At 72.0% G+C, this 22,759-nt stretch carries 19 protein-coding genes; 9 read left to right on the top strand and 10 right to left on the bottom strand.

Going from position 1 to position 22,759, the window contains the following annotated elements:
• Positions 1-31 precede the first annotated feature (31 nt).
• Complete coding sequence (gene nrdR, locus GA0070562_RS12080; RefSeq protein ID WP_091419899.1) at positions 32-532, bottom strand: transcriptional regulator NrdR; 501 nt, start codon at positions 530-532, stop codon at positions 32-34.
• 489 nt (positions 533-1,021) lie between these two features.
• Between nrdR and lexA the strand changes: the two genes are divergently transcribed.
• On the top strand, positions 1,022-1,804 hold the full coding sequence (gene lexA / locus GA0070562_RS12075; protein ID WP_091419896.1) for a transcriptional repressor LexA: 783 nt from the start codon (positions 1,022-1,024) through the stop codon (positions 1,802-1,804).
• A gap of 55 nt (positions 1,805-1,859) precedes the next feature.
• Here lexA and GA0070562_RS30235 read toward each other — a convergent pair whose 3' ends face one another.
• Positions 1,860-3,623: a hypothetical protein gene (locus GA0070562_RS30235; protein ID WP_091419893.1), complete on the bottom strand. Its 1,764-nt coding sequence runs from the start codon at positions 3,621-3,623 to the stop codon at positions 1,860-1,862.
• Positions 3,624-3,673: 50 nt separating this feature from the next.
• Positions 3,674-5,137, bottom strand: a complete 1,464-nt coding sequence (gene hflX / locus GA0070562_RS12065) for a GTPase HflX (protein ID WP_091419890.1) — start codon at positions 5,135-5,137, stop codon at positions 3,674-3,676.
• 196 nt (positions 5,138-5,333) lie between these two features.
• Between hflX and GA0070562_RS12060 the strand changes: the two genes are divergently transcribed.
• The gene (locus tag GA0070562_RS12060) at positions 5,334-6,806 is read left to right on the top strand and encodes an NAD-dependent malic enzyme (RefSeq protein WP_091419887.1); all 1,473 of its coding nucleotides are present in this window, start codon (positions 5,334-5,336) and stop codon (positions 6,804-6,806) included.
• Positions 6,807-6,986: 180 nt separating this feature from the next.
• Here the strand turns inward: GA0070562_RS12060 and dapF are convergent, their stop codons facing one another.
• From dapF to GA0070562_RS12045, 3 genes are read right to left on the bottom strand one after another with little or no spacing between them, the layout of a single operon-like run.
• A complete protein-coding gene (gene dapF / locus GA0070562_RS12055; RefSeq protein ID WP_091419884.1) occupies positions 6,987-7,832 on the bottom strand; it encodes a diaminopimelate epimerase in 846 nt (281 codons plus the stop codon).
• 7 nt (positions 7,833-7,839) lie between these two features.
• Positions 7,840-8,859, bottom strand: a complete 1,020-nt coding sequence (miaA, locus tag GA0070562_RS12050; protein WP_372443395.1) for a tRNA (adenosine(37)-N6)-dimethylallyltransferase MiaA — start codon at positions 8,857-8,859, stop codon at positions 7,840-7,842.
• Positions 8,742-9,461, bottom strand: coding sequence for a class III extradiol ring-cleavage dioxygenase family protein (locus GA0070562_RS12045; protein ID WP_091419879.1), 720 nt, complete (start codon positions 9,459-9,461; stop codon positions 8,742-8,744). The genes miaA and GA0070562_RS12045 overlap by 118 nt, the downstream gene beginning before the upstream one ends.
• Before the next feature lie 205 nt (positions 9,462-9,666).
• Here GA0070562_RS12045 and GA0070562_RS12040 point away from each other — a divergent pair, with 205 nt between their 5' ends.
• The gene (locus tag GA0070562_RS12040) at positions 9,667-10,875 is read left to right on the top strand and encodes a DUF349 domain-containing protein (protein ID WP_091419876.1); all 1,209 of its coding nucleotides are present in this window, start codon (positions 9,667-9,669) and stop codon (positions 10,873-10,875) included.
• A 333-nt stretch (positions 10,876-11,208) separates the two neighbouring features.
• Positions 11,209-12,843 (top strand): cellulase family glycosylhydrolase, encoded by a 1,635-nt coding sequence (locus GA0070562_RS12035; protein ID WP_091419873.1) that lies wholly within the window; start codon positions 11,209-11,211, stop codon positions 12,841-12,843.
• A gap of 47 nt (positions 12,844-12,890) precedes the next feature.
• Here the strand turns inward: GA0070562_RS12035 and miaB are convergent, their stop codons facing one another.
• Positions 12,891-14,390: a tRNA (N6-isopentenyl adenosine(37)-C2)-methylthiotransferase MiaB gene (miaB, locus tag GA0070562_RS12030; RefSeq protein WP_091419870.1), complete on the bottom strand. Its 1,500-nt coding sequence runs from the start codon at positions 14,388-14,390 to the stop codon at positions 12,891-12,893.
• Positions 14,391-14,442: 52 nt separating this feature from the next.
• Between miaB and GA0070562_RS12025 the strand changes: the two genes are divergently transcribed.
• The gene (locus tag GA0070562_RS12025) at positions 14,443-14,670 is read left to right on the top strand and encodes a DUF2277 family protein (protein ID WP_091419868.1); all 228 of its coding nucleotides are present in this window, start codon (positions 14,443-14,445) and stop codon (positions 14,668-14,670) included.
• Between the two features lie 78 nt (positions 14,671-14,748).
• Here GA0070562_RS12025 and GA0070562_RS12020 read toward each other — a convergent pair whose 3' ends face one another.
• Both GA0070562_RS12020 and selD read right to left on the bottom strand, forming a co-directional pair.
• A complete protein-coding gene (locus GA0070562_RS12020) occupies positions 14,749-15,228 on the bottom strand; it encodes a hypothetical protein (protein WP_091419865.1) in 480 nt (159 codons plus the stop codon).
• Positions 15,229-15,442: 214 nt separating this feature from the next.
• Positions 15,443-16,432, bottom strand: a complete 990-nt coding sequence (gene selD, locus GA0070562_RS12015; RefSeq protein WP_091419863.1) for a selenide, water dikinase SelD — start codon at positions 16,430-16,432, stop codon at positions 15,443-15,445.
• 198 nt (positions 16,433-16,630) lie between these two features.
• On the opposite strand from selD, the gene GA0070562_RS12010 reads away from it, so the two are divergent.
• The 4 genes from GA0070562_RS12010 to GA0070562_RS11995 all read left to right on the top strand — a co-directional run bounded on the left by GA0070562_RS12010 (position 16,631) and on the right by GA0070562_RS11995 (position 19,976).
• Entirely contained in the window at positions 16,631-17,386 is a 756-nt protein-coding gene (locus GA0070562_RS12010; RefSeq protein WP_091419861.1) for an amino acid ABC transporter ATP-binding protein, read from the top strand.
• A gap of 50 nt (positions 17,387-17,436) precedes the next feature.
• Positions 17,437-18,369: a glutamate ABC transporter substrate-binding protein gene (locus GA0070562_RS12005; RefSeq protein WP_091419859.1), complete on the top strand. Its 933-nt coding sequence runs from the start codon at positions 17,437-17,439 to the stop codon at positions 18,367-18,369.
• 78 nt (positions 18,370-18,447) lie between these two features.
• A complete protein-coding gene (locus tag GA0070562_RS12000; protein ID WP_091419857.1) occupies positions 18,448-19,104 on the top strand; it encodes an amino acid ABC transporter permease in 657 nt (218 codons plus the stop codon).
• Positions 19,101-19,976: an amino acid ABC transporter permease gene (locus tag GA0070562_RS11995; protein WP_091420251.1), complete on the top strand. Its 876-nt coding sequence runs from the start codon at positions 19,101-19,103 to the stop codon at positions 19,974-19,976. Before GA0070562_RS12000 ends, GA0070562_RS11995 begins: the two co-directional genes overlap by 4 nt.
• Positions 19,977-20,042: 66 nt before the next feature.
• Here the strand turns inward: GA0070562_RS11995 and rny are convergent, their stop codons facing one another.
• Positions 20,043-21,809: a ribonuclease Y gene (rny, locus tag GA0070562_RS11990; RefSeq protein ID WP_091420248.1), complete on the bottom strand. Its 1,767-nt coding sequence runs from the start codon at positions 21,807-21,809 to the stop codon at positions 20,043-20,045.
• Positions 21,810-22,759 lie beyond the last annotated feature (950 nt).

The following is a 22,759-nucleotide window of genomic DNA, read 5'->3' as shown; positions in this document are numbered from 1 at the left end:
GCCTCGTGTACCTGTCAGAAACCCGAAAATGTCAGCTGATCGCGCCGGCGGCGTCCGCCGCACCGGCACCGGCGCCCTCCCGGGCGCGCGCGGCGGCCCGCAGCGTCTCGATCTCGCGCTCGAAGTCGGCGAGCGAGTCGAAGGACCGGTAGACGCTGGCGAACCGCATGTAGGCCACCTCGTCGAGGTCACGCAACGGGCCGAGGATGGCCAGGCCCACCTCGTGGCTGGGAACCTCGGCCGCCCCCTTGGCCCGCACGGTCTCCTCGACCTTCTGTGCCAGCAGCGCGATCGAGTCGTCGTCGACCGGCCGCCCCTGGCACGCCTTGCGCACCCCGCCGATGATCTTCGTACGGCTGAACGGCTCGGTCACCCCGCTGCGCTTGACCACCGCGAGCACCGCCTCCTCGACAGTGGTGAACCGCTTGCCGCACTCCGGGCACGACCGTCGCCGCCGGATGAGCTGGCCGTCGTCGGCCTCCCGCGAGTCGACCACCCGGGAGTCGGCGTGCCGGCAGTACGGACACCGCATTCGCCCGACCTCCTCCGTCGATCGCGGGCACACCTACCGGCTCCCGGGCACGCGTCGACACGGCGGGGCCATCGTCCGATGACCGTCGCCGAGTGCGCGGTGCGGGAGCGCGTTCGGTAGTTGAACCCAACCTGTAGGCAACTTACGCCCGTGTGACTACTACATCTAGGGGTCGACCGTATGCCGAACCCCAAGCGAGGTCAAGTTGGCGGGCGTGTCCGGCGCGTCATCAGGATCACGCCCGGCGCGACGCCGCCGAGGAGCCCAACGGACGGCCTCCCGTGCTAGTCACGGGCAGCCGGGATAGAACATCCGTTCGAGCGGCGTACCCTTCTATCAGAACACCAGTTCGGAAATCCAGGAATTCGGCGCGACACGCCGACAGCAGGTCGTACAGATGTTTGAAAATGGCCGATCTCACCTATACGGTCAGACCACACGCACCACGAGCCGACGAGGCACCCCAGCGCCGACCAGGGAGGGACGGACGTGACCGAGGACCGGGCCAGCCGGCAGAAGAACCCGCAGCCGAACGACGGGGCGGGTCCTCCGGCGACCCGTCGCCCCCGCACCGCCCGCAGCCGCACCGCCCCCGCGGCGGTGCGTCCGGTCACCCCGGTGGTGAGCAGCTTCCCCGACCCGGCGACAGTCGACCTGACCGCCCGGCAGCGGCGGATCCTGGAGTTCATCCGCACCTGGGTCGAGCGCCACGGCTACCCGCCGAGCGTGCGCGAGATCGGCGAGGCGGTCGGGCTGGTGTCCCCGTCCAGCGTCGCCTACCAGCTCAAGGAGCTGGAGAAGAAGGGCTTCCTGCGCCGCGACCCGAACCGGCCGCGCGCCGTCGACGTCCGCGCGCCCGGCGAGGCGGACGACGAGGCGGCCCGCGCGCAGCGGCCCACTCCGGCGTACGTGCCGATGCTGGGTCGCATCGCCGCGGGTGGGCCGATCCTGGCCGAGCAGGCGGTGGAGGACATCTTCCCCCTCCCCCGCGAGCTGGTCGGTGAGGGCGAGGTCTTCATGCTCCAGGTCAAGGGCGACTCGATGCTCGACGCGGCGATCTGCGACGGCGACTGGGTGGTCGTCCGGCAGCAGCCGAACGCCGAGGTCGGCGACATCGTGGCCGCCATGCTCGACGGTGAGGCGACGGTGAAGACCTACCGGCGGCGCGACGGGCACGTCTGGCTGATGCCGCAGAACCCGGCCTTCGACCCGATCCCCGGCGACGACGCCACCATCATGGGTCGTGTGGTGGCGGTGCTGCGCCGCATCTGACGACAGCGACGACGAAGGGGTGACCGGTGGCCGGTCACCCCTTCGTCGTGTCGTCTCAGTAGCGGTCGCCGCGGTACTCCCGGCCACCGCCGGACACCGGGCCGTACCGGCCCTGGTCGTCGTAACCGTCGCGGCGCCCGCCCCGCGGCTCCTGGCCGCGGCGCGGCGGCTCGGCCCGGCCGCCGTCTCCCCGCGGCCCACCGCCGTTCGGCTGCCCGCGATATCCGGCCCCGCCCGGCCCGCCGCCGTAGCCGCCACCCGGGCCGCCACGGCCCGGACTGCCCTGGCCGCCGCCGGCCGGGCCGCCACGACCGGGGCCACCCTGGCCCGCGCCGCCGCCCGGTCCGCCCTGACCTCCGCCGCCGTAGACGCCGCCACCGCGCCCTCCGCCGCCGGCCGGGGCACCGCCGCCGCCGTAGACGCCGCCACCACCCTGCGGACGGGCTCCGCCCGGAGGACGGCCACCGCCCTGACCACGGCCACCCTCCTGAGGGCCGCCGCCGTACACGCCGCCGCCCGGCCGGCCACCGCCGTAGACACCGCCGGAGGCCGGGCGGTCGCCGCTGGCCGCGCCGCCGTAGACGCCGCCCTGACCGCCGCCGTAGACACCGCCGCGCGGGGCGTCCGGCCGCTCGCCGGACGGGAAGCCGTTGTTCACCGGGAACTCGCCGCTGCGCTCGGGTTCGTCGGCGGGCGCCCGCGGCACTGGCTTGCGCCGCGCCCGCAGGATGCCGAAGACACCCGCGCCGACCAGGAGCGCGCCGAGCACGCCGACGGCCGCGATCAGGTACGTGATCTCGTCGAGCGACAGCCCTTCGAGCCAGGACTTCTGGGCGGCCGGTTTGGTGTCGGCCTTGCCGCCGTTCGGCAACGCCTCGGCGCCGGTGGTCGACGGGGTGTAGGTGAGGATGTCGATCGGGTCCGACTCGTCGAGCGTGCCGCCGTCGGAGACGGTGACGAACAACTTGCCGTCCGGTGTGTAGGAGATCGCCTCGCCGAACGGGTCGGCGAGCGGCGTGACCCGGGGCTTGCCCGTGGTGAGCGCCTTGACGATGTCACCGCCGGCCACGTCGAACTCGAACGCGTCGGCGTACGTGCGCAGCACGACCTTGCTGCCGTCGGGTGAGCGGGCCGCACCCGTGACGAGCGCCCGCCCGGGCGAGCCGAGCTTGTTCTCGGTGCTGGTCTTCGGGAGCGTGACCTCGCCGACCTTCTTCATCGGGATCGCCTCGGTGTCGCCGCTCACCTTCAGCTTCACCGTCGGGGTGTAGATCTCCGACTTGCCGGAGAGCTCCTTCGTGATCACCAGCGGCATGTTGTCGTCGCCGACGAGCAGGGCCTCCGCGTCGTGCGGCTCCTTGCCCGGGTAGCTGAGCCGGTGCAGCACCGGCTGCTTCGAGCCGCTCAGCGGCATCGTCCAGACCGCGACCCGCTCCCGGCGGGTCTTCTTCTCCACGTTGTCGCCGGTGTCGGCGATCCAGAGCGTCTTGCGGTCCGGACCGAGAGCCAGGTCCTCGGTGTCGAACGGCCCGTCACCGGAGTAACGGACCTCCCTGTCGACCTTGCACTTGGTGTCCAGATAGAAGACCCGCTTGCGGCTGGGGTCGTCCGAACCGTCGTTGATCACGACGTAGCCGTTGCTGGTGGCGACGAGCCCGGACAGCTCGCGGAGCCGGTCGTCCTCGACCGTGCACTTCTTCTTGGGAGCCGCGGCCAGCACGGGGGCCGCGGCGGGAGCCGCCGGGGCCGGCCCGGCCGGCGCCACGACCGCGCCGACCAGGCCGAGCGCGAGCGTGACCGAGGAGACAACGTGCCGCATGACGGTCAGTGTCGCACGGCGCGGGTTTCCGGCGGGTGACGCCGGACGGCTCACCGCCCGGCGCCCACCCGCTCGTCGCTGGTCAGCCGGTCACCCGCCCGGTACGGCGCCAGCTCCGCGGCCAGCCCTTCGTTGACCCGCACGTGCAGCAGCGTGCCCTCGGGCAGGTGCGCGGTGCTGAGGACCTCACCCTGACGGTGGACCCGGGCGACCAGGTCACCCCGGTCGTACGGGAGCACCGCGCGCACCTCGACGGCCGGCCGGGGCAGCCGCCGCTCGACGGCGTCACGCATCTCGTCGATACCGCGCCCGCTGTGGGCGGAGACGAAGACCGCGTCCGGCCAGAGCCGCTTGAGCCGCAGCATCGTCTCCTCGTCGGTGGCGTCGGTCTTGTTCACCACCAGTAGTTCCGGCAGCCGGTCGGCGCCCACCTCGGCGAGCACCTCGCGTACCGCCCGGACCTGCTCCTCCGGATCCGGGTGCGTGCCGTCGACCACGTGCACGACCAGGTCCGCGTCGGCGACCTCCTCCAGCGTCGAGCGGAACGCCTCGACGATCTGGTGCGGCAGGTGCCGGACGAACCCGACCGTGTCGGACAGCGTGTAGAGCCGCCCGTCGGACGTGGTGGCCCGGCGGGTGGTCGGGTCCAGCGTGGCGAACAGCGCGTTCTCCACCAGCACGCCCGCACCGGTCAGGCGGTTGAGCAGGCTGGACTTGCCGGCGTTGGTGTAGCCGGCGATGGCCACCGCGGGCACCGCGTTACGGGTACGCCGGGCGCGCTTGGTCTGGCGTACGGTCGCCATGCTCTTGATCTCGCGGCGCAGCCGCGCGATGCGGTGGCGGATGCGCCGCCGGTCGGTCTCCAGCTTGGTCTCACCGGGACCGCGCAGGCCCACGCCGCCGCCGGCGCCACCGCCGCGGCCGCTACCACCGCTCTGCCGGGACAGCGACTCACCCCAGCCGCGCAGACGCGGCAGCAGGTATTCGAGCTGGGCCAGTTCGACCTGCGCCTTGCCCTCCTTGCTCTTGGCGTGCTGGGCGAAGATGTCGAGGATCAGTGCGGTGCGGTCGACCACCTTGACCTTGGTGCGCTGCTCCAGGTTGCGCAGCTGCGACGGGGACAGCTCACCGTCGCAGATGACCGTGTCGGCGCCGGTGGAGAGCACCACCGCGCCCAGGTCGTCGACCTTGCCCCGGCCGATGTACGTGGCCGGGTCGGGCCGGTTGCGGCGCTGGATCAGCCCTTCGAGCACCTGCGAGCCGGCCGTCTCGGCCAGCGCCGCCAGCTCGGTGAGGCTGTTGTCGGCGTCGGACTGGGTGCCCTCGGTCCAGACCCCCACCAGGACGACCCGCTCCAGCCGCAGCTGGCGGTATTCGACCTCGGTGATGTCTGTGAGTTCGGTGGAGAGGCCGGGGACCCGCCGCAGCGCCTGCCGCTCCGACAGCTCGTACTCACCCGTGGTGGCGTCGAGCTCGTCGTCCTCGTAGGGATGGAAGGTCTCCTGCTCGCGCAAACTGCGTCTCCTGTCCGTTATGTGCAATGCCGAGAATTTTCGGCGCGTGACAGCAATCCTGACATGTGACAACGCCGGGCGCACGTGTGTTATGCCCGCGACGCTACCCACTGGTAGCGGGGGCGGATGCCGGGCGACCTGGGCGGGCGAGTAGAAATGCCAGTCGAGCCGCTCAGCGCCGACGGAGGAGTTTCTCGTGGCCAACACACGACTGCCGAGTGCCGGATTCTCCATCACCATCCGGATCGCGGTACCCGCCGACGCCTCCTCCATCGGCCGGCTCACCACCGCCGCCGGCGAGGCCGGGGCCATCGTCACCGCGCTGGACGTGGTCGACTCCGACCCCGCGCACGTGATCGTCGACCTCACCTGCGACACCGCCGACGCCGGCCACGCCGACCAGGTCGTCGACGCGCTCACCGGGCTCGACGGGGTGGACGTGCGCAAGGTCTCCGACCGCACCTTCCTGCTGCACCTCGGCGGCAAGATCGAGGTCACCCCGAAGGTCGCCCTGCGCACCCGCGACGAGCTGTCCCGCGCGTACACCCCCGGTGTGGCCCGGGTCTGCATGGCCATCGCGGAGAACCCGGCCGACGCGCGCCGGCTCACCATCAAGCGCAACACGGTCGCCGTGGTCAGCGACGGCACCGCGGTGCTCGGCCTGGGCAACCTCGGGCCGGCCGCGTCGCTGCCGGTGATGGAGGGCAAGGCCGCGCTGTTCAAGCGCTTCGGCGGGGTGGACGCCTGGCCGGTCGTGCTGGACACCCGGGACACCGACGAGATCGTGGCGATCGTCAAGGCCATCGCGCCCGCGTACGGCGGGATCAACCTGGAGGACATCGCCGCGCCGCGCTGCTTCGAGATCGAGGCCCGGCTGCGCGAGGCGCTGGACATCCCGGTCTTCCACGACGACCAGCACGGCACCGCGATCTGCGTGCTGGCCGCGCTGACGAACGCGCTGCGCGTCGTGGGCAAGCAGCTCGCGGACGTCCGGGTCGTGGTCTCCGGCGCCGGCGCGGCCGGCACCGCGATCATGAAGCTGCTGCTGCGCCAGGGCGTGGGCGACATCATCGCGTACGACCGCCAGGGCGCCCTGCACCGCGGCCTGCCGGACCTCAACCCGGCGTGGCAGTGGCTGGCCGAGAACACCAACAAGGAGAACTACTCCGGTGACCTGGCCGGGGCGGTACGCGGCGCGGACGTGTTCATCGGCGTGAGCGCGCCGAACCTGCTCACCGGCGAGGACGTCGCCCAGATGGCGAAGGACTCGATCGTCTTCGCGCTCGCCAACCCCGACCCGGAGGTGGACCCGCGGGAGGCGCGCAAGTACGCCGCCGTGGTCGCCACCGGCCGCTCGGACCAGCCGAACCAGATCAACAACGTGCTCGCCTTCCCCGGCGTGTTCCGCGGCATGCTCGACGCGCACGCCGAGGAGTTCACCGAGGAGATGGCGCTCGCCGCCGCCCGGGCCATCGCCGACGTGGTCGGCGAGGAGAAGATCAACCCGACGGTGATCGTGCCGAGCGTCTTCGACTCCCGGGTCGCCCCGGCGGTGGCCGCCGCGGTGCGCGCCGCCGCCCAGAACCCGGCCGCGACGCCGGCCCCCGCGGCCGACCCGGGCCCGGCCGACCTCCCCGAGATCGCCGCCAACGCCAGCGCCACCCCCTGACCCGCTCCCACCCGCTCGCGCGAGCCTTCGCGCGAAGCCGCGCCCCGCTCGCTCGTCACGGTGTTGACCAAGGAGTTCGCGTCCCCGGGACACCTGGAATCCGCCGCAAACTCCTTGATCAACCCGCCGGCGGGCGGGCGTGGCGGACCCCGGCGGCGCCCCGGGCGCGCGGGAGGCGGGTCAGTGGGACAGGGCGGTGGGGGTCAGGGTGCCTGTCGCCACCAGGACGGCGGGGCCGGACAGCCAGCAGGAGTCGGCTGTCACGGTGACGGTGAGGCGACCGCCGGGCACGTCCACAGATACCGTGCCGGTGTCCAGGCCGGCGTCGCGCAACGCCACCGCCGCCACCGCGCACGCGCCGGTGCCGCAGGAGAGCGTCTCGGCGGAACCGCGCTCGTAGACCCGCATCAGCACGTGCCCGTCGGTGCCGGTGACCGGCTCGCCGGGCGTGGTGAACTCGACGTTCACCCCGGACGGGAACGCCGAGGCGTCCACCTCGGGCGCGCGGGTGAGATCCAGGCCGGTCAGCTCCAGCGCGGCGGGCAGCGGGCACACCAGGTGCGGGTTGCCGACGTCCACGGCGGTGCCGGGCAGCGTCAGCCCGCCGAGGGTGGCGGTGGCCGTGTCGTACAGCCGGGGGCGGCGCATCTCGACCGCCACGTCCGCGCCCTCGACCCGGGCCCGCACCAGGCCGGCGCGGGTGGCGATCGGCAGCGTCCCGCCCGACGGGGCGGCCAGCGAACGGTCCAGCAGGTAGCGGACGAACACCCGGGCCCCGTTGCCGCACATCTCGGCGAACGAGCCGTCGGAGTTCCAGTAGTCCATGAACCACTCGGCCTCGCCCGCCAGCGCGACGCCCTCGGGGTGCTTGGCGGCCCGTACGACGCGCAGCACGCCGTCGCCGCCGAGCCCGCGCCGCCTGTCGCAGAGCGCGGCGACCAGGCCGGGTGTCAGGTCGAGGGTGCCGTCCGGGTCGGGCAGGATGACGAAGTCGTTGCCGGTGCCGTGACCCTTGGTGAACTCCACGCCCCCATCATCGCCGATGCTCGGCGACCACCCGCAGGGCAGTGTCGAGAAACGCGGGCGACGCCGAGTCCAGCCAGTGGACGCGCGGGTCACGCCGGAACCAGGAGCGCTGCCGCCGCACGAACCGGCGGGTGGCGCGGATCGTCTCCTCGTGCGCTTCGGTCTCGGTCAGCTCCCCGGCCAGGAACCGCAGCACCTGCTGGTAGCCGAGCGCCCGGCTCGCCGTCCGCCCCTCGGGCAGCCCTTCGGCGACCAGCGCCCGCACCTCGTCGACCAGTCCGTCGGCCCACATCCGGTCCACCCGCAGCGCGACCCGCTCGTCCAGCAGGGCGGTGTCCAGGTCGACGCCGAGCTGCACGGACGGGTAGTACGGCGTCGGCGACGGCAGCGACGCGGTGAACGGCGCGCCGGTCAGCTCGATCACCTCCAGCGCCCGGACGATCCGCCGGCCGTTCGTGGGCAGGATGCTCGCCGCCGCGCCCGGGTCGGCCTCGGTCAGCCGCGCGTGCAGCGGCAGGGGGCCGACCGCCGCGAGTTCCACCTCCAGCCGCTCCCGCAGCGCCGGGTCGGTGCCGGGGAACTCGAACCGCTCCAGCACCGCCCGCACGTACAGCCCGGAGCCGCCGACCAGCAGCGGCACCCGTCCCCGGGCCAGGATGTCGTCGACCGCCGCGCGGGCCAGCGTCTGGTATTCGGCGACGCTGGCCGGCTCGGTCACCGGCCAGATGTCCAGCAGGTGGTGCGGCACGCCCTCCCGCTCGGCCGGTGTCAGCTTGGCGGTGCCGATGTCCATGCCCCGGTAGAGCTGCATCGAGTCGGCGTTCACCACCTCGCCGTCGAGCGCGTGCGCCAGCGCGATGCTCAGCGCCGACTTGCCGGCCGCGGTCGGCCCGACCACCGCCACGACGGTCACGACCGCTCCCAGTTCGCCACGAAGTAGGCGACGCCGTAGGGGGCGCGGTGGTGGCTCAGCTCGCCGCGCCAGTCGCCGCCCGCCGCGCCGACCGCGCCGGCCAGCACCTGCCACGGCGCCCGCCCGGCGACCCGCAGCTCCGCCGACAGCTCCGGATCCAGGCCGAGCAGGGCGTCGGCGTCCGCGCCCGCGAGCGCCGCGGCGACCCCCTCGTCGTACGCCTCGGCGCGCGGGTCGTCGTACCCCGGCGCCTTGACGCCCCGGCAGGCGGACCCGTCGCCGAGCACGAGCAGCGCGACCCGCGGATCGTCGTCGAGGATCAGGCTCGCGCCGAACGCCGCGCACTCGGCCGGTGTGGCGTCGTGCGCCACCGACCGGGCCAGGCGGGGCAGCTCGGTGCCGGAGCGGTTCAGCAGCCACGCACCGATGGTCAGGCTCAGCGGCAGGCGGTCCCCACCGGCGCAGTTGACCTTCCAGAGCCGCACGTGGCGGTCCAGCCCGTACGGGCGCAGCGAGCCGTGATCGGCGGCGTTGAACCGGACGGTCTCCGGCCCGCCGCCGACGAGCAGGATCGCCTCCGGTGCGGCGGCGAGCAGCCGCGCGATCGCGGCGTCGGCGGCGGCGCGCAGATCGTCCAGCTCCGGCGCGGCGGCGCCGGCCAGCTCGGGCACGATCAACGGCGGGTGGGGGCAGACGGCGGCGGCGACCAGGGACACGCCCCCAAACCTATCGCCGATCCCCCGGTGCGTCCCCGCGCCGATCCGGTCATCGGGGGCGTACAACACCGTATGGTCACGGTCGGCGACAGGCGCTCGACACGGACGGGGGCGGACCTGTGACAATGCCGGGAGAAAGTTTGCTGCGCCGTGGCGGCGATCGGGAGGGCTGTCCCCCCGACGCCGGGAGAACGAGGATGGGCACATGAGCGACTGGACTGCCTTCGGACGGGTCGACGAGGACGGCACCGTCTACGTCAAGACCGCCGAGGGCGAGCGGGTGGTCGGATCCTGGCAGGCAGGGGCACCGGAGGAAGGGCTCGCCCACTTCGCCCGGCGCTTCGCCGACCTGGTGACCGAGGTCGACCTGACCGAGGCTCGGCTCAACTCGGGCGCGGCCGATGCCGGCCACTCCCTGACCACGATCCGCCGGATCCGTGGGTCGCTGGCCGAGGCGCACGTGGTCGGTGACATCGACGCTCTGGCCGCACGCCTGGACAAGCTGGCCACCGTCGCCGAGGAGAAGGCCGGCGAGGCCAAGGCGGCCCGCGAGGCCGCCCGGGGCGAGGCGCTGGCGCGCAAGACCGCCCTGGTCGAGGAGGCCGAGAAGCTGGCCGCCGAGTCGACCGGCTGGAAGACCGCCGGTGACCGGCTCAAGGAGATCCTCGACGAGTGGAAGACCATCCGCGGCGTCGACAAGAAGAGCGACGGTGAGCTGTGGAAGCGGTTCGCCGCCGCGCGGGACGGCTTCACCCGCCGCCGGGGCGCCCACTTCGCCTCCCTCGACCAGCAGCGCAAGCAGGCGCAGACGGTCAAGGAGGAGCTGGTCGCCGAGGCGGAGAAGCTCAAGGACTCCACCGACTGGGGCGTCACCGCCGGTCAGCTCAAGGACCTGATGGCCCAGTGGAAGGCCGCGCCGCGCGCCGCCAAGGAGGCCGAGCAGAAGCTCTGGGAACGGTTCCGCGCCGCGCAGGACGAGTTCTTCACCCGCCGCAGCGAGGTCTTCTCGGCTCGCGACAACGAGCAGCGCGCCAACCTGGAGCGCAAGCAGGCGCTGCTGGCCGAGGCCGAGGCGCTGGACGTCGACAGCGACCCGAAGGGCGCCCAGGCGAAGCTGCGGGAGATCCAGGCGCAGTGGCACGAGGCCGGCCGGGTGCCCCGCGAGGCCGCCGCCGGGCTGGAGCGCCGGCTGCGGGCCGTGGACGACAAGGTCCGCGAGGTGATGGACTCGGCGTGGCGGCGCACCTCCAAGGAGGACAACCCGCTGCTGGCGCAGATGCGCGCCCAGGTCGCCGAGGCCGAGGACCGGCTGGCCCGGGCCCAGGCTGCCGGTGACGCCCGCCGGATCAAGGAGGCCGAGCAGGCGCTCGCGTCGAAGCGGCAGTTCCTCCAGCTCGCCGAGCAGGCCGGCTGACGTCAGCACCCCGGCCGGCCGGCCGGCGGACACACATCTGAAGGAGAGCCCCCGGCCTGGTCGGCCGGGGGCTCTCCGGCTTCCCACCGCCCGGGTTGACGCATCGAGGTGGGCTGATCAGAATGAGCGTCGGAGCCAGGTTCGGGCACCGGCACGAGGGCATCGACGGCTGATCTCGCCGTCGACGATCGCCGGTGCGATCTCTCGCGGGTGGCCGTCCACACGACACGGCCCGGCGCGCGCTGCGCGCGTACTCGATGACGAGCGGTTCGTGCCTCCTGGTCCTGCCGCCCGCGGCGCCCGTGCGGCGCGGGCATCCGAAGTGGAGCTTCCATGCACCGACGCACCGCCCTCGGCGGCGCCCTGACGGCGCTCGCCACCGCAGCGGCCGGCGTTCTCGTCGCCGCCGCCGTCTCCACCGCACCGGCCGCCGCGGCGGCCGGTGGCACCGGCACCGGCTACCTGCACACAAGCGGGAGCAAGATCGTCGACAGTACGGGCGCGACCGTCCGGCTGACCGGCATCAACTGGTTCGGGATGGAGACCGACAACAAGACGTTCCACGGGCTGTGGTCGAGCAACCCGTGGCGCTCGCAGCTCGACACCATGGCCCGGCTGGGCTACAACACGCTGCGCATCCCGTACTCGAACGACGCGCTCAAGGCCGGCGCGACCGCGACCGGCATCAACGACTTCGTCAACCCGGACCTGATCGGGCTGTCGCCGTTGCAGATCCTCGACAAGGTCATCGACTACGCGGGCAGCAAGGGGATGCGGGTCATCCTGGACCGGCACCGGCCGACGTCGGCCGGGCAGTCGCCGCTCTGGTACACCTCGACCGTCTCCGAGGCGACCTGGATCAACGACTGGAAGATGCTCGCCCAGCGGTACGCCGGCAACACCACTGTGATCGGCGCGGACCTGCACAACGAGCCGCACGCCGAGGGCACCAACCCGGCCGCCACCGGCGCCTGCTGGGGCTGCGGCGACACCGCCCGGGACTGGCGGCTGGCCGCCGAGCGGGCCGGCAACGCGATCCTCGGCGTGCAGCCGAACTGGCTGATCTTCGTGGAGGGGGTGAGCTGCCCGAGCGGCGGCCTGTCGAACGTCTGGGACAACGACCCCAGCAACGACGAGGACTGCGGCTGGTGGGGCGGCAACCTGTCCAAGGCCGGGCAGTTCCCGGTGCGGCTGAACGTGGCCAACCGGCTGGTCTACTCGCCGCACGAGTACGCCACGTCGGTGTACCGGCAGGCCTGGTTCGACGACCCGTCGTACCCGGCGAACATGCCGGCCATCTGGGACAAGTACTGGGGCTACCTCTACAAGCAGAACATCGCGCCGATCATGATGGGCGAGTTCGGCACCACGCTCCAGGACCCGAAGGACAAGATCTGGCTGCAGAACCTGATGGCGTACACCGGCACCGGCGTGAACGGCATGTCGTTCACGTACTGGTCGTGGAACCCGAACTCCGGTGACACCGGCGGCATCGCCAACGACGACTGGACCACGATCAACCAGCCGAAGCAGGACATCCTGACGCCGTACCTGATCCCGCCGACCGGTGGCGGCAGCACCAGCAGCCCGTCCCCGACCGGCACGCCGAACACCTCACCGGCGCCCACGACCCCGGCGCCGACCACCCCGCCGCCGCCCACCGGTGGCTGCACCGCGAGCTACAAGCAGATCAACTCCTGGGCGGGTGGCTTCCAGGGTGAGCTGACGGTCAAGAACACCGGCACCGCCGCGGTGAACCCGTGGTCGGCCACCTGGACCTGGCCGTCCGGGGTGACGCTGGCCAGCGGCTGGAACGCCACAGTCACGCAGTCCGGCACCACTGTCACCGCGGCCGCGCCGGCCTGGGCGTCGTCGCTGGCGCCGGGCGCGTCGGTCACCGTCGGCTTCACCGCCAACGGCACCGCCGCGACGCCGGGCAGCGTGAAGCTCAACGGCACCGCCTGCTGAGGCCGTGACGGCGGGGGCCCTGGTCGGCCCCCGCCGTCACGCTCGGCTCAGTTCGCGGCGCAGCCGCCGACGGGGGCGGGCGCCGCGGCCGGCGCGCCGACCGTCGGCAGTCCGAGCAGCACCCCGGGGGTACGCGGAACCTGTCCCGCCTCGGCCGCGTCCCCGGCCCGGGTGCGCCGGTGAGCCAGCGGCGCGCCGTCGGCGTTGAGGTGGTGCGGGGCGGCGTACGTGACAGTGGTTTGCACGATGTCGCCGGGGCGGATCCGCCCGGCCAGCTCACCGGTGGCGAAGTGCACGAGCCGGCCGTCGCGGGCCCGGCCGGACATCCGGCCGGTGCGCTCGTCCTTGCGACCCTCGCCGACTGCCACCAGCACCTCGACGGTCTCCCCGACCAGCTTCTTGTTCTCCGCCCAGGTGATCTCCTCGACGCAGGCGATCAGCCGCTCGTAGCGCTCCTGCACGACCTGCTTGGGCAGCTGGCCGTCCATGGTCGCGGCCGGGGTGCCGGGGCGCTTGGAGTACTGGAACGTGAACGCCGAGGAGAACCGCGCCTCCCGCACCACGTCGAGCGTGCGGGCGAAGTCGGCCTCGGTCTCCCCCGGGAAGCCGACGATGATGTCGGTGGTGATCGCCGCGTCCGGCATCGCCGCCCGGACCTTCTCGATGATCCCCAGGTAACGCTCCGACCGGTACGAGCGGCGCATCGCCCGCAGCACGTCGTCCGAGCCGGACTGCAACGGCATGTGCAGCGAGTGGCAGACGTTCGGTGTCTCGGCCATCGCGGCGATCACGTCGTCGGTGAAGTCCTTCGGGTGCGGGCTGGTGAACCGCACCCGCTCCAGCCCGTCGATGTCCCCGCAGGCGCGCAGCAGCTTGCCGAACGCGTACCGGTCGCCGAACTCGACGCCGTAGGAGTTGACGTTCTGCCCGAGTAGCGTCACCTCCAGCACGCCGGAGTCGACCAGCGCACGGACCTCGGAGAGGATGTCGCCGGGGCGGCGGTCCTTCTCCTTGCCGCGCAGGGAGGGCACGATGCAGAACGTGCACGTGTTGTTGCAGCCGACGGAGATCGAGACCCACCCGGCGTACGTCGACTCGCGCCGGGTCGGCAGCGTGGAGGGGAAGACCTCCAGCGACTCCAGGATCTCCACCTCGGCGGCGGTGTTGTGCCGTGCCCGGTCCAGCAGCGCCGGCAGCGAGCCGATGTTGTGCGTGCCGAAGACGACGTCCACCCAGGGCGCCTTGCGGACGATGTCGCCCCGGTCCTTCTGGGCCAGGCAGCCGCCGACTGCGATCTGCATCCCGGGGTGCTTCGCCTTCACGGGGCGCAGATGACCCAGGTTGCCGTAGAGCCGGTTGTCGGCGTTCTCCCGGACCGCGCAGGTGTTGAACACCACCACGTCGGGCTGCTCGTCGGCCTCGGCGGCGCGCACGTACCCGGCGTCCTCGAGGAGGCCGGAGATGCGCTCGGAGTCGTGCACGTTCATCTGGCAGCCGTACGTACGCACCTGATAGGTGCGCGGGCTGCCCGCGGCTGCGGTAGTCATGACCCGGACAGCGTATCCGGGTGGAGCCGATCGGATCGAACGAGGAGGAGCTGTGTGCCGGAGCATCAAGACCCTGCGTGAGCCGTACGTCCCGGTGGTGACCGAGGAGGACATCCGCGCCGCCGCGTTGCAGTACGTCCGGAAGATCTCCGGATTCCGTACCCCTGCCGCGCACAACGCGGCCGCGTTCGACGCCGCGGTGGAGGCCGTGGCCGCCGCCACCGCGACGCTGCTCGACCAGCTCGTGGTGCGGGGGCAGCAGCCGGCGGCCCAGGGCTGAGCCCGGGGCCGCCGCCGCTCGCCGCCGGAGGGGACACGGCGGCGAGCACCTGTCGGGGGTGCCCGCCGGCGTCCGCGCTCAGGCGGCGGCGAGCACCGGGGCGACCGTGTCGGGGGCCCAGCGGGAGCGGTGGCACTGCGACCAGCCCCGGCAGCGCGCGTCGGCGACCGTGCAGAGCCGGTGGTGGCTGAGCACCTCGCCGTCGTCGGTGTCGGCCACGTCGAAGTGCACCGGCCGGATCGTGCCGTCCGGCGCGACCAGCAGGTGGCGGCCGGCGTCGAGCGTGTCGTCACGCATCAGGCAGTTGCGGCCCAGCAGCCGGGCCAGCGCCGCGATCGCGGGCAGCTCGGACAGGCTCTCGGGCACGCCGTAACAGTCGACCACGGTGCCGTACAGCCCGGGCGCCTCCCACACGTCGCAGACCACCGCGTACGCGGGGAGCCGGACCGGGTCGGCGACGGCCATGGGCATCACCACCCGGCCGAGCGCCTCGGCCAGTGCCGGGTAGACCTCCACCGGCTCGCCGCCGTCGATTCTCCAGTTCCACAGCTCGGTCATGCCGCCTCCTCGCTGCGCTCGTTCCACCGGCCTCCGGATCGGGCCTTAATGACGATGGTGGGGTGCATTTGACCTCAGCCGGGCGCAAGTTACCGGTCTGTGACCATTCCGGGCAAAATTCCCTCGGGCGACGTTGCCCAGAGTAGCTGGAAGATGACAGTTTATCGGGTACGGTGCCGCGGCGACGGCCCGGCCGCGCCGCGACATCCGAGGCTCAGCGCACCCGGATCAGGTGCTCCGAAGCGGGCAGCAGCTCACCGATCACCGTGCCGCCCGGCACCTCACCGGCGACCAGCAGGCCGCCGGAGGTCTGCGCGTCGGCGAGCAGCAGCTGCTCCCCCTCGTCCGCGCCGCCGAAGTCGGTCCACGGCATGACCCACTCCAGGTTGCGCCGGGTGCCGCCGCTGACGTACCCGTCGCGCAGCGCCTCCCGCGCGCCTGTCAGATACGGCACCGCCGCCGCGTCGATCGCCACCGTCAGGCGGCTCGCGCGGGCCAGCTTCGAGGCGTGCCCGAGCAGGCCGAAGCCGGTCACGTCGGTGCCGCATCGGATGCCGGCGGCCACCGCCGCGCGGGCCGCGTCCCGGTTGAGCCGGGCCATCGACTCGACCGCCTCGGGGAAGCGCTGCCCGGTCTGCTTGTGGCGGGTGTTGAGCACGCCCACCCCGAGCGGCTTGGTCAGCGACAGCGGCAGCCCGGCGCGCCCGGCGTCGAGCGTGATCAACTCTTCCGGCCGGACCACGCCGGTGACCGCCAGGCCGTACTTGGGGCTGTCGTCGTCCACGCTGTGCCCGCCGGCCAGGTGGCAGTTCGCCTCCCGGGCCACGTCCAGACCGCCGCGCAGCACCTCGCGGGCCATCTCCGGCGGCAGCACGCCGCGCGGCCAGCAGAGCAGGTTGAGCGCGACGAGCGGGGTGCCGCCCATCGCGTACACGTCGGAGAGCGCGTTGGCGGCGGCGATGCGCCCCCAGTCGTAGGCGTCGTCGACCACCGGGGTGAAGAAGTCCGCGGTGCTCACCAGGCCCGTGCGCTCGTCCAGCCGGACCACCGCGGCGTCGTCGCCGTTCTCCAGGCCGACCAGCAGGTCGGCGGAGCCGCCGGTGGCGCCGAGACCGGCGACCATCACCTCCAGCTCGCCGGGTGGGATCTTGCAGGCGCAGCCGCCACCACGTGCGTAGTCGGTCAGCCGGATCGCGTCGGTCATCCCCTCATGATCTCGGGTCTGCGGTGACGACGCCAATCGGCCCACCCGTCGACGACGAAATTCGGACGTGCCGGTATGCCGGTGACCGGTGTTACCGCTCCGTGACCATCTGAGTTGCGTTCTGCCACGTCACCCCGCCTACAGTTGCCCAACCGGGGGTCGACCGACCCCCGAATTCCGCCATGGACGACAGGGACGGTGGACGACGTGACGACGGGCGACCCGCTGATCGTGCTCGACGGGGTGAACAAGTGGTTCGGGCCGCTGCACGTGCTCGACGACGTGTCCCTGTCCGTCGGCCGGGGCGAGGTGGTCGTGGTGATCGGCCCGTCCGGCTCCGGCAAGTCGACGCTCTGCCGCACCATCAACCGGCTTGAGCCGATCGACTCCGGCACCATCACGTTCGACGGGCAGCCGCTGCCGGCCGAGGGCAAGCCCCTGGCCAAGCTGCGCAGCGAGGTCGGCATGGTGTTCCAGTCGTTCAACCTCTTCGCGCACAAGACCATCCTGGAGAACGTCGCGCTGGGGCCGGTCAAGGTCCGCAAGGAGAAGCCGGCCGCCGCACGTGAGCGCGGCCTGGCCCTGCTGGACCGGGTCGGCATCGCCAACCAGGCGGACAAGTACCCGGCGCAGCTCTCCGGCGGTCAGCAGCAGCGGGCGGCGATCGCCCGCGCGCTGGCCATGCAGCCCAAGGCGATGCTGTTCGACGAGCCGACGAGCGCGCTGGACCCGGAGATGGTCGGCGAGGTGCTGGACGTGATGACGTCGCTGGCGAGCGAGGGCATGACCATGGTCGTGGTGACCCACGAGATGGGCTTCGCCCGGCACGCGGCCAACCGGGTCATTTTCATGGCCGACGGCAAGCTGGTCGAGGACGCGCCGCCGACCGAGTTCTTCGCGAACCCGCGCAGCGAGCGGGCCAAGGACTTCCTCTCCAAGATCCTCACCCACTGAGCGTCCGTAGTGGAGTCGTCCCGTCGACTCCGTCGAAGAAGGAGATGTGTATGCGTTACAAGCGCGTGGCTGCGGTGGCCATGATGGCTTCGCTCGCCCTGTCCGCGGCCGCCTGCGGCAAGGAGGGGGACCCCGCTCCCAGCGGCGGCAACGCCAGCGGTGGAGCGCAGGGCGACAACTGCAGCAGCTCGGGCGTCACCTTCACCCCCAAGACGGACGCCAACGTCGCCGGCAGCCCGGCCTTCGAGAAGATCAAGTCGGCCGGCAAGGTCGTCATCGGCGTCAAGTTCGACCAGCCGAACCTCGGCTACAAGGACGCCCAGGGCAAGCGCTGCGGCTTCGACATCGAGATCGCCCAGTACGTCGCCAGCACCCTCGGCGTCGACCCGGCGAAGATCGAGTACAAGGAGATCGCGTCCGCCAACCGGGAGACCGCGATCAAGGGCGGCGAGATCGACTACTACGTCGGCACGTACTCGATCACCGACAAGCGCAAGAACGACGTCTCCTTCGCCGGCCCGTACTTCGTCGCCGGCCAGGACCTGCTGGTCCGCAAGGACGAGTCGTCGATCACCGGCAAGGACACGCTCAAGGGCAAGAAGGTCTGCTCGGCCACCGGCTCCACGCCGATCCAGAAGATCCGCGACGAGGGCCTGACCGAGGGCGAGAACATCGTCGAGTTCAAGACCTACTCGGAGTGCGTCTCGCAGCTGCTCGACAAGAAGGTCGACGCGGTGACCACCGACGACGCCATCCTCAAGGGCTACGCCGCGCAGAACCCGGACGAGCTCAAGGTCGTCGGCCAGCCGTTCAGCACCGAGAAGTACGGCATCGGCCTGCCCAAGGACGACAAGGCGCTGCGTGACTACGTGAACGACCAGATCGAGGCGGCGTTCACCGACGGCACCTGGAAGAAGATCTACGACGGCACGCTCGGCAAGTCCGGCTCGCCGGCCACTGCGCCGCAGCTCGAGCGGTACTGACGGTCCGCACCGACGTCGGACCGGGCGGGGAGGTCCTCCTCCCCGCCCGGTCCCGTCTGGAGAGAGTGAGAGCGAGGTATGGGCGAGTTCTTCCGCGTCCTGACGGACAACGCGAGCCTGTTCCGCGAGGGGTTCTACAACACCGTCAAGTTGTTCCTGATCGCCGGCGTCGGCAGTCTCGTCCTCGGCATGCTGCTCGGCGCGATGCGGGTGTCCCCCGTCCCCGCGCTGCGGGCGTTCGGCGCCACCTACGTCAACCTGGTGCGCAACACTCCCCTGACGCTGGTGTTCGCGTTCCTCGTCTTCGCGGTGCCGAAGCTGGACGTCAACATCGACTACTTCAACAGCGCCTGCATCGCGCTGACCGCGTACACCTCGGCGTTCATCTGCGAGGTGGTCCGCTCCGGCGTGAACACGGTAGCCACCGGACAGGCCGAGGCGGCCCGCGCGCTGGGCATGACATTCGCCCAGGTGCTGACGCTGATCGTGCTGCCGCAGGCACTGCGGGCCATGGTCCCGCCCATGATGAGCGTGCTCATCGCCATGCTGAAGAACACCACGATCGCCGCCGGCTTCTCCGTGCTGGAGGCCGGCGCCATCCCGGCGTACATGTCGGAACGGGGTGAGCCGCAGTTCATCGTGCTCACCTGGATCGTGATCGGCTTCCTCATCCTGATCCTCCCGCTGGTGGTGCTCCAGCGGATCCTCGAGCGCAAGTGGGCGGTGGCCCGATGAGCAGCAGCAGCGTCCTCTACGACATCCCCGGCCCGAAGGCCCGGCTGCGCAACCGGATCCTCGGCATCGTCTCGATCGCCGCGATCGTCGCGCTGCTCGCCTTCGTGGTCTACAAGTTCGACCAGACCGGCCAGTTCGAGGCCCGCAAGTGGGAACAGTTCCAGTACGCGGCCGTACAGCGGGAGCTGCTGAACGGCCTCTGGGCCACGCTGAAGGTAGCCGCCGTCGCCACCGTGCTGGCGCTGCTGTTCGGCGCGTTCTTCGCCAGCGCCCGGCTCAGCGACAAGGTGTTGTTCCGGGCGCCCGCCACGTTCGTGGTGGAGCTGTTCCGGGCCATCCCGCTGCTGATCCTGATCTTCTTCGGCTACTACGTGCCGTTGCAGTACGGCTGGCCGATCGACAAGTTCTGGGCGCTGGTCATCGGTTTGACGCTCTACAACGGCTCGGTGCTGGCGGAGATCTTCCGCGCCGGCATCAACGCCGTGCCGTACGGGCAGTCCGAGGGCGCGTACGCGATCGGCATGCGCAAGAACCAGGTGCTGCGGCTGATCCTGCTGCCGCAGGCGTTCCGGTCGATGCTCCCGGCGATCGTGAGCCAGCTCGTCGTGCTGCTCAAGGACACCGCGCTCGGCTTCATCATCACGTACCCCGAGCTGCTCTTCGTGGGCAAGCAGATCGGCGGCCGGCTGGCGTTCGGCCTGCCGTACGTCCCGACGTACCTGATCGTCGCGGCCATCTACATCAGCATCTGCGGCCTGCTGTCGGTGCTGGCCTGGTGGCTGCAGAAGCGGCTCACCCGGCTGCCGCGCACCGCGGCCAAGCCGCTGCCGGCGACGCAGACCGACGGCGGCACCGGCGTCACGCCTCTGTGAGTCGACGGACACGCAACGGGCGGGTGGGGTTCTCCCCCACCCGCCCGTTCTCCGTCTTGCCGCCGCTCAGCGGGCGATCTCGGTGACCCGGGACTCGCGCACCACTGTCACCCGGATCTGACCCGGATAGGTCAGCTCCTCCTCGATCTGCTTGGCCACGTCCCGGGCCAGCACCGCCGCGCCGATGTCGTCCACGTCGTCCGGCTTGACCATCACCCGGATCTCCCGGCCCGCCTGCATGGCGAAGACCTTCTCCACGCCCAGCTTGCCGGCCGCGATCTCCTCGATCCGCTCCAGCCGCTTGACGTACGCCTCGAGGCTCTCCCGCCGCGCGCCCGGCCGCCCGCCCGAACAGGCGTCCGACGCCTGGGTGAGCACCGCCTCGATGGTCTGCGGCGGCACCTCGTTGTGGTGCGCCTCGATGGCGTGCACCACGTCCTCGCTCTCGCCGTACTTGCGGGCCACGTCCGCGCCGATGATCGCGTGGCTGCCCTCCACCTCGTGGGTGAGCGCCTTGCCGATGTCGTGCAGGAACGCGCACCGCTTGATCGTCGGCACGTCCAGCCGCAGCTCGGCGGCCATCACCCCGGCGATGTGCGCGGTCTCCACCAGGTGCTTGAGCACGTTCTGACCGTACGACGTCCGGTAGCGCAACCGGCCCAGCAGCGTCACCAGCTCCGGGTGGATCTCGGTGATGCCGACCTCGACCAGCGCGTCCTCGGCGGCTCGGAGGCACAGCTCCTCCACCTCCTGCCGGGCCAGGTCGTAGACCTCCTCGATCCGGTGCGGGTGGATCCGGCCGTCGAGCACCAGCTTCTCCAGCGTGACCCGGCCGACCTCCCGGCGTACCGGGTCGAAGCACGACAGCAGCACCGCCTCGGGCGTGTCGTCGATGATCAGGTTGACGCCGGTGACCGACTCGAAGGCGCGGATGTTGCGCCCCTCCCGGCCGATGATGCGCCCCTTCATCTCGTCGCCGGGCAGGTGCAGCACGCTGACCACGCTCTCCGCGGTCTGCTCGCTGGCCACCCGCTGGATGGCGTCCACCACGATGTTGCGGGCGCGCTGCTCGGCGCTGCCCCGGGCGTCCGCCTCGATCTCCCGGACCAGCAGCGCGGCCTCCCGCTTCGCCTGCCCCTCGATCGACTCGACCAGCTCGACACGGGCCGCGTCGGCGGTCAGCCCGGCCACCCGCTCCAGCTCCCGGCGGCGCTGCTCCTCCACCTCGGTCAGCGCCCGCTCGCGCTCGGCCAGGGCGGCCTCCCGGTCGGCGAGCGCCGCGGTCGCGGCGGTGAGCTGCCGCTCCCGCTCGGCCAGCCGCTCCACCTCCTCGGTGTGCAGCCGCTCCCGCTCGTCCATCCGGGCGGCCCGGCGTTCCACCTCGGCCGCCTGCTCCCGGGTGGTGGCGGCCAGCACCGCCACCTCCCGCTCGCCGCTGCGCCGCGCGGTGGCGCGCAACTGCTCGGCGTCCGCCTCAGCCTGCTTGTGCGCCCGTTCCAGCACCGTGTCCGCCTCGGTGCGGGCGTCGTCGAGCACCCGCCGCGCCTCGGCCCGGGCCGCCTTCGCCTCCGCCTTGGCGGCAGCCGCCTCGGCCCGCGCCGCCGACGCCGCGGACTTCGCCACGTCGATGGTGCTGTTCACCTCGTCGGCGGCCGTCCGCAACGCCGCGAGGGACTGCTCCTGCCGGTCCTTCTCCGCGATGAAGGCCGGGTCCTCCGGTGCGGGCGCGAGGCTGAGCCGCTTGAGGGTGCGCACGCCGAACAGCACGGCGCCGACCACCACCACGACCAGCAGCAGCACGACCAGAAGGAGGACGACGTCGAAGGCGCTCATCGAGCCGCTCCGCACCGGTACGCGGACGCGCTCGTCCGCCGGGCTCCGGCGTCGTACTTCCGCCCTGCTCCGGTGGCCCGACCGGCGTTGCTGTGCTGCCCCGCTCCGGTGGCCCGGGCGGCGTCGCCGGTCCGTCTGGGCTCGGTGGTCACGCTGTCACCCGCCCGGGAGGGATCGGGGCCGTGTGGCAGACCGCCGGTGAACCTGTGCCGCCCTGCCATGGCCGCCTCCCCCTGAACGTCGGCGCCGCAGGACACGCGCGAAGGACACGCGCCTGCGGCTCTGGACGCCCGACCGGAGCGGCTGGCTGTGGGCAGCTTTCCGTCGGCGGTGTCCCCTGCGGGGCACCGCTGGCGGGCCGGTTGCAGTTGTCGGAGGCTCCGGAGGCTCCGGAGCGCCCGTCAAGGGCCGGTGTAGCTGGCCAAAGTGATGCTGTTCTGTTACGAGATCTATGTTGTGCGCTTAGCCTGCGCTGGTCGGGCAAAGTGAGCCTGTATGGCGAGGCTAGGTCGCGAGGGGCCGTTCGGTCAAGGAGTCATGATCAAACCACCCGGACGGAGAGAAGTTGCAGCGTCACTCATTGGTGATCAGATGACGGACAGGCCGGGACAAACCCCGTCGCGCAGCGCCGCCTCTCGCCGCCCCCGACCTGCTCAGGCCCCCTCCCCCATCGACGTCGCCCGCCACCTCCCCGCACGATCAAGGAGTTGGCGTCGCCCCACGGGCCCTCCGGTGACACAAACTCCTTGATCACCGCGCCGGGCCGACCGGGCCGCCGCAGGCACGCCGGCACAGGGAGGCACGACACCCTCCGGCCCGCCCCTCCCCGCCTCCCCCTGCACGATCATGAGGTTGACGGGTGCGATCATGAAGTTGGCCTGGACAAAACGGACGGGAAGTGCCGTCAACTTCATGATCGACGGGCCGGGCCGGGCCGGGCCGGGCCGGGC

Origin of the sequence: Micromonospora tulbaghiae, assembly GCF_900091605.1 — a bacterium.
Classification (GTDB): domain Bacteria; phylum Actinomycetota; class Actinomycetes; order Mycobacteriales; family Micromonosporaceae; genus Micromonospora; species Micromonospora tulbaghiae.
The sequence above is the reverse complement of the archived record's forward strand: the minus strand, read 5'-3'. Positions and strand labels throughout refer to the sequence as shown.

What these genes read in the sequence shown, in the direction of transcription:
- nrdR (WP_091419899.1), bottom strand. Translation starts at nt 532, where the DNA reads ATGCGGTGTCCGTACTGCCGGCACGCCGACTCCCGGGTGGTCGACTCG.
- GA0070562_RS30235 (WP_091419893.1), bottom strand. Translation starts at nt 3,623, where the DNA reads ATGCGGCACGTTGTCTCCTCGGTCACGCTCGCGCTCGGCCTGGTCGGC.
- GA0070562_RS12040 (WP_091419876.1), top strand. Translation starts at nt 9,667, where the DNA reads ATGAGCGACTGGACTGCCTTCGGACGGGTCGACGAGGACGGCACCGTC.
- GA0070562_RS12035 (WP_091419873.1), top strand. Translation starts at nt 11,209, where the DNA reads ATGCACCGACGCACCGCCCTCGGCGGCGCCCTGACGGCGCTCGCCACC.
- miaB (WP_091419870.1), bottom strand. Translation starts at nt 14,390, where the DNA reads ATGACTACCGCAGCCGCGGGCAGCCCGCGCACCTATCAGGTGCGTACG.
- GA0070562_RS12020 (WP_091419865.1), bottom strand. Translation starts at nt 15,228, where the DNA reads ATGACCGAGCTGTGGAACTGGAGAATCGACGGCGGCGAGCCGGTGGAG.
- selD (WP_091419863.1), bottom strand. Translation starts at nt 16,432, where the DNA reads ATGACCGACGCGATCCGGCTGACCGACTACGCACGTGGTGGCGGCTGC.
- GA0070562_RS12005 (WP_091419859.1), top strand. Translation starts at nt 17,437, where the DNA reads ATGCGTTACAAGCGCGTGGCTGCGGTGGCCATGATGGCTTCGCTCGCC.
- GA0070562_RS12000 (WP_091419857.1), top strand. Translation starts at nt 18,448, where the DNA reads ATGGGCGAGTTCTTCCGCGTCCTGACGGACAACGCGAGCCTGTTCCGC.
- GA0070562_RS11995 (WP_091420251.1), top strand. Translation starts at nt 19,101, where the DNA reads ATGAGCAGCAGCAGCGTCCTCTACGACATCCCCGGCCCGAAGGCCCGG.
- rny (WP_091420248.1), bottom strand. Translation starts at nt 21,809, where the DNA reads ATGAGCGCCTTCGACGTCGTCCTCCTTCTGGTCGTGCTGCTGCTGGTC.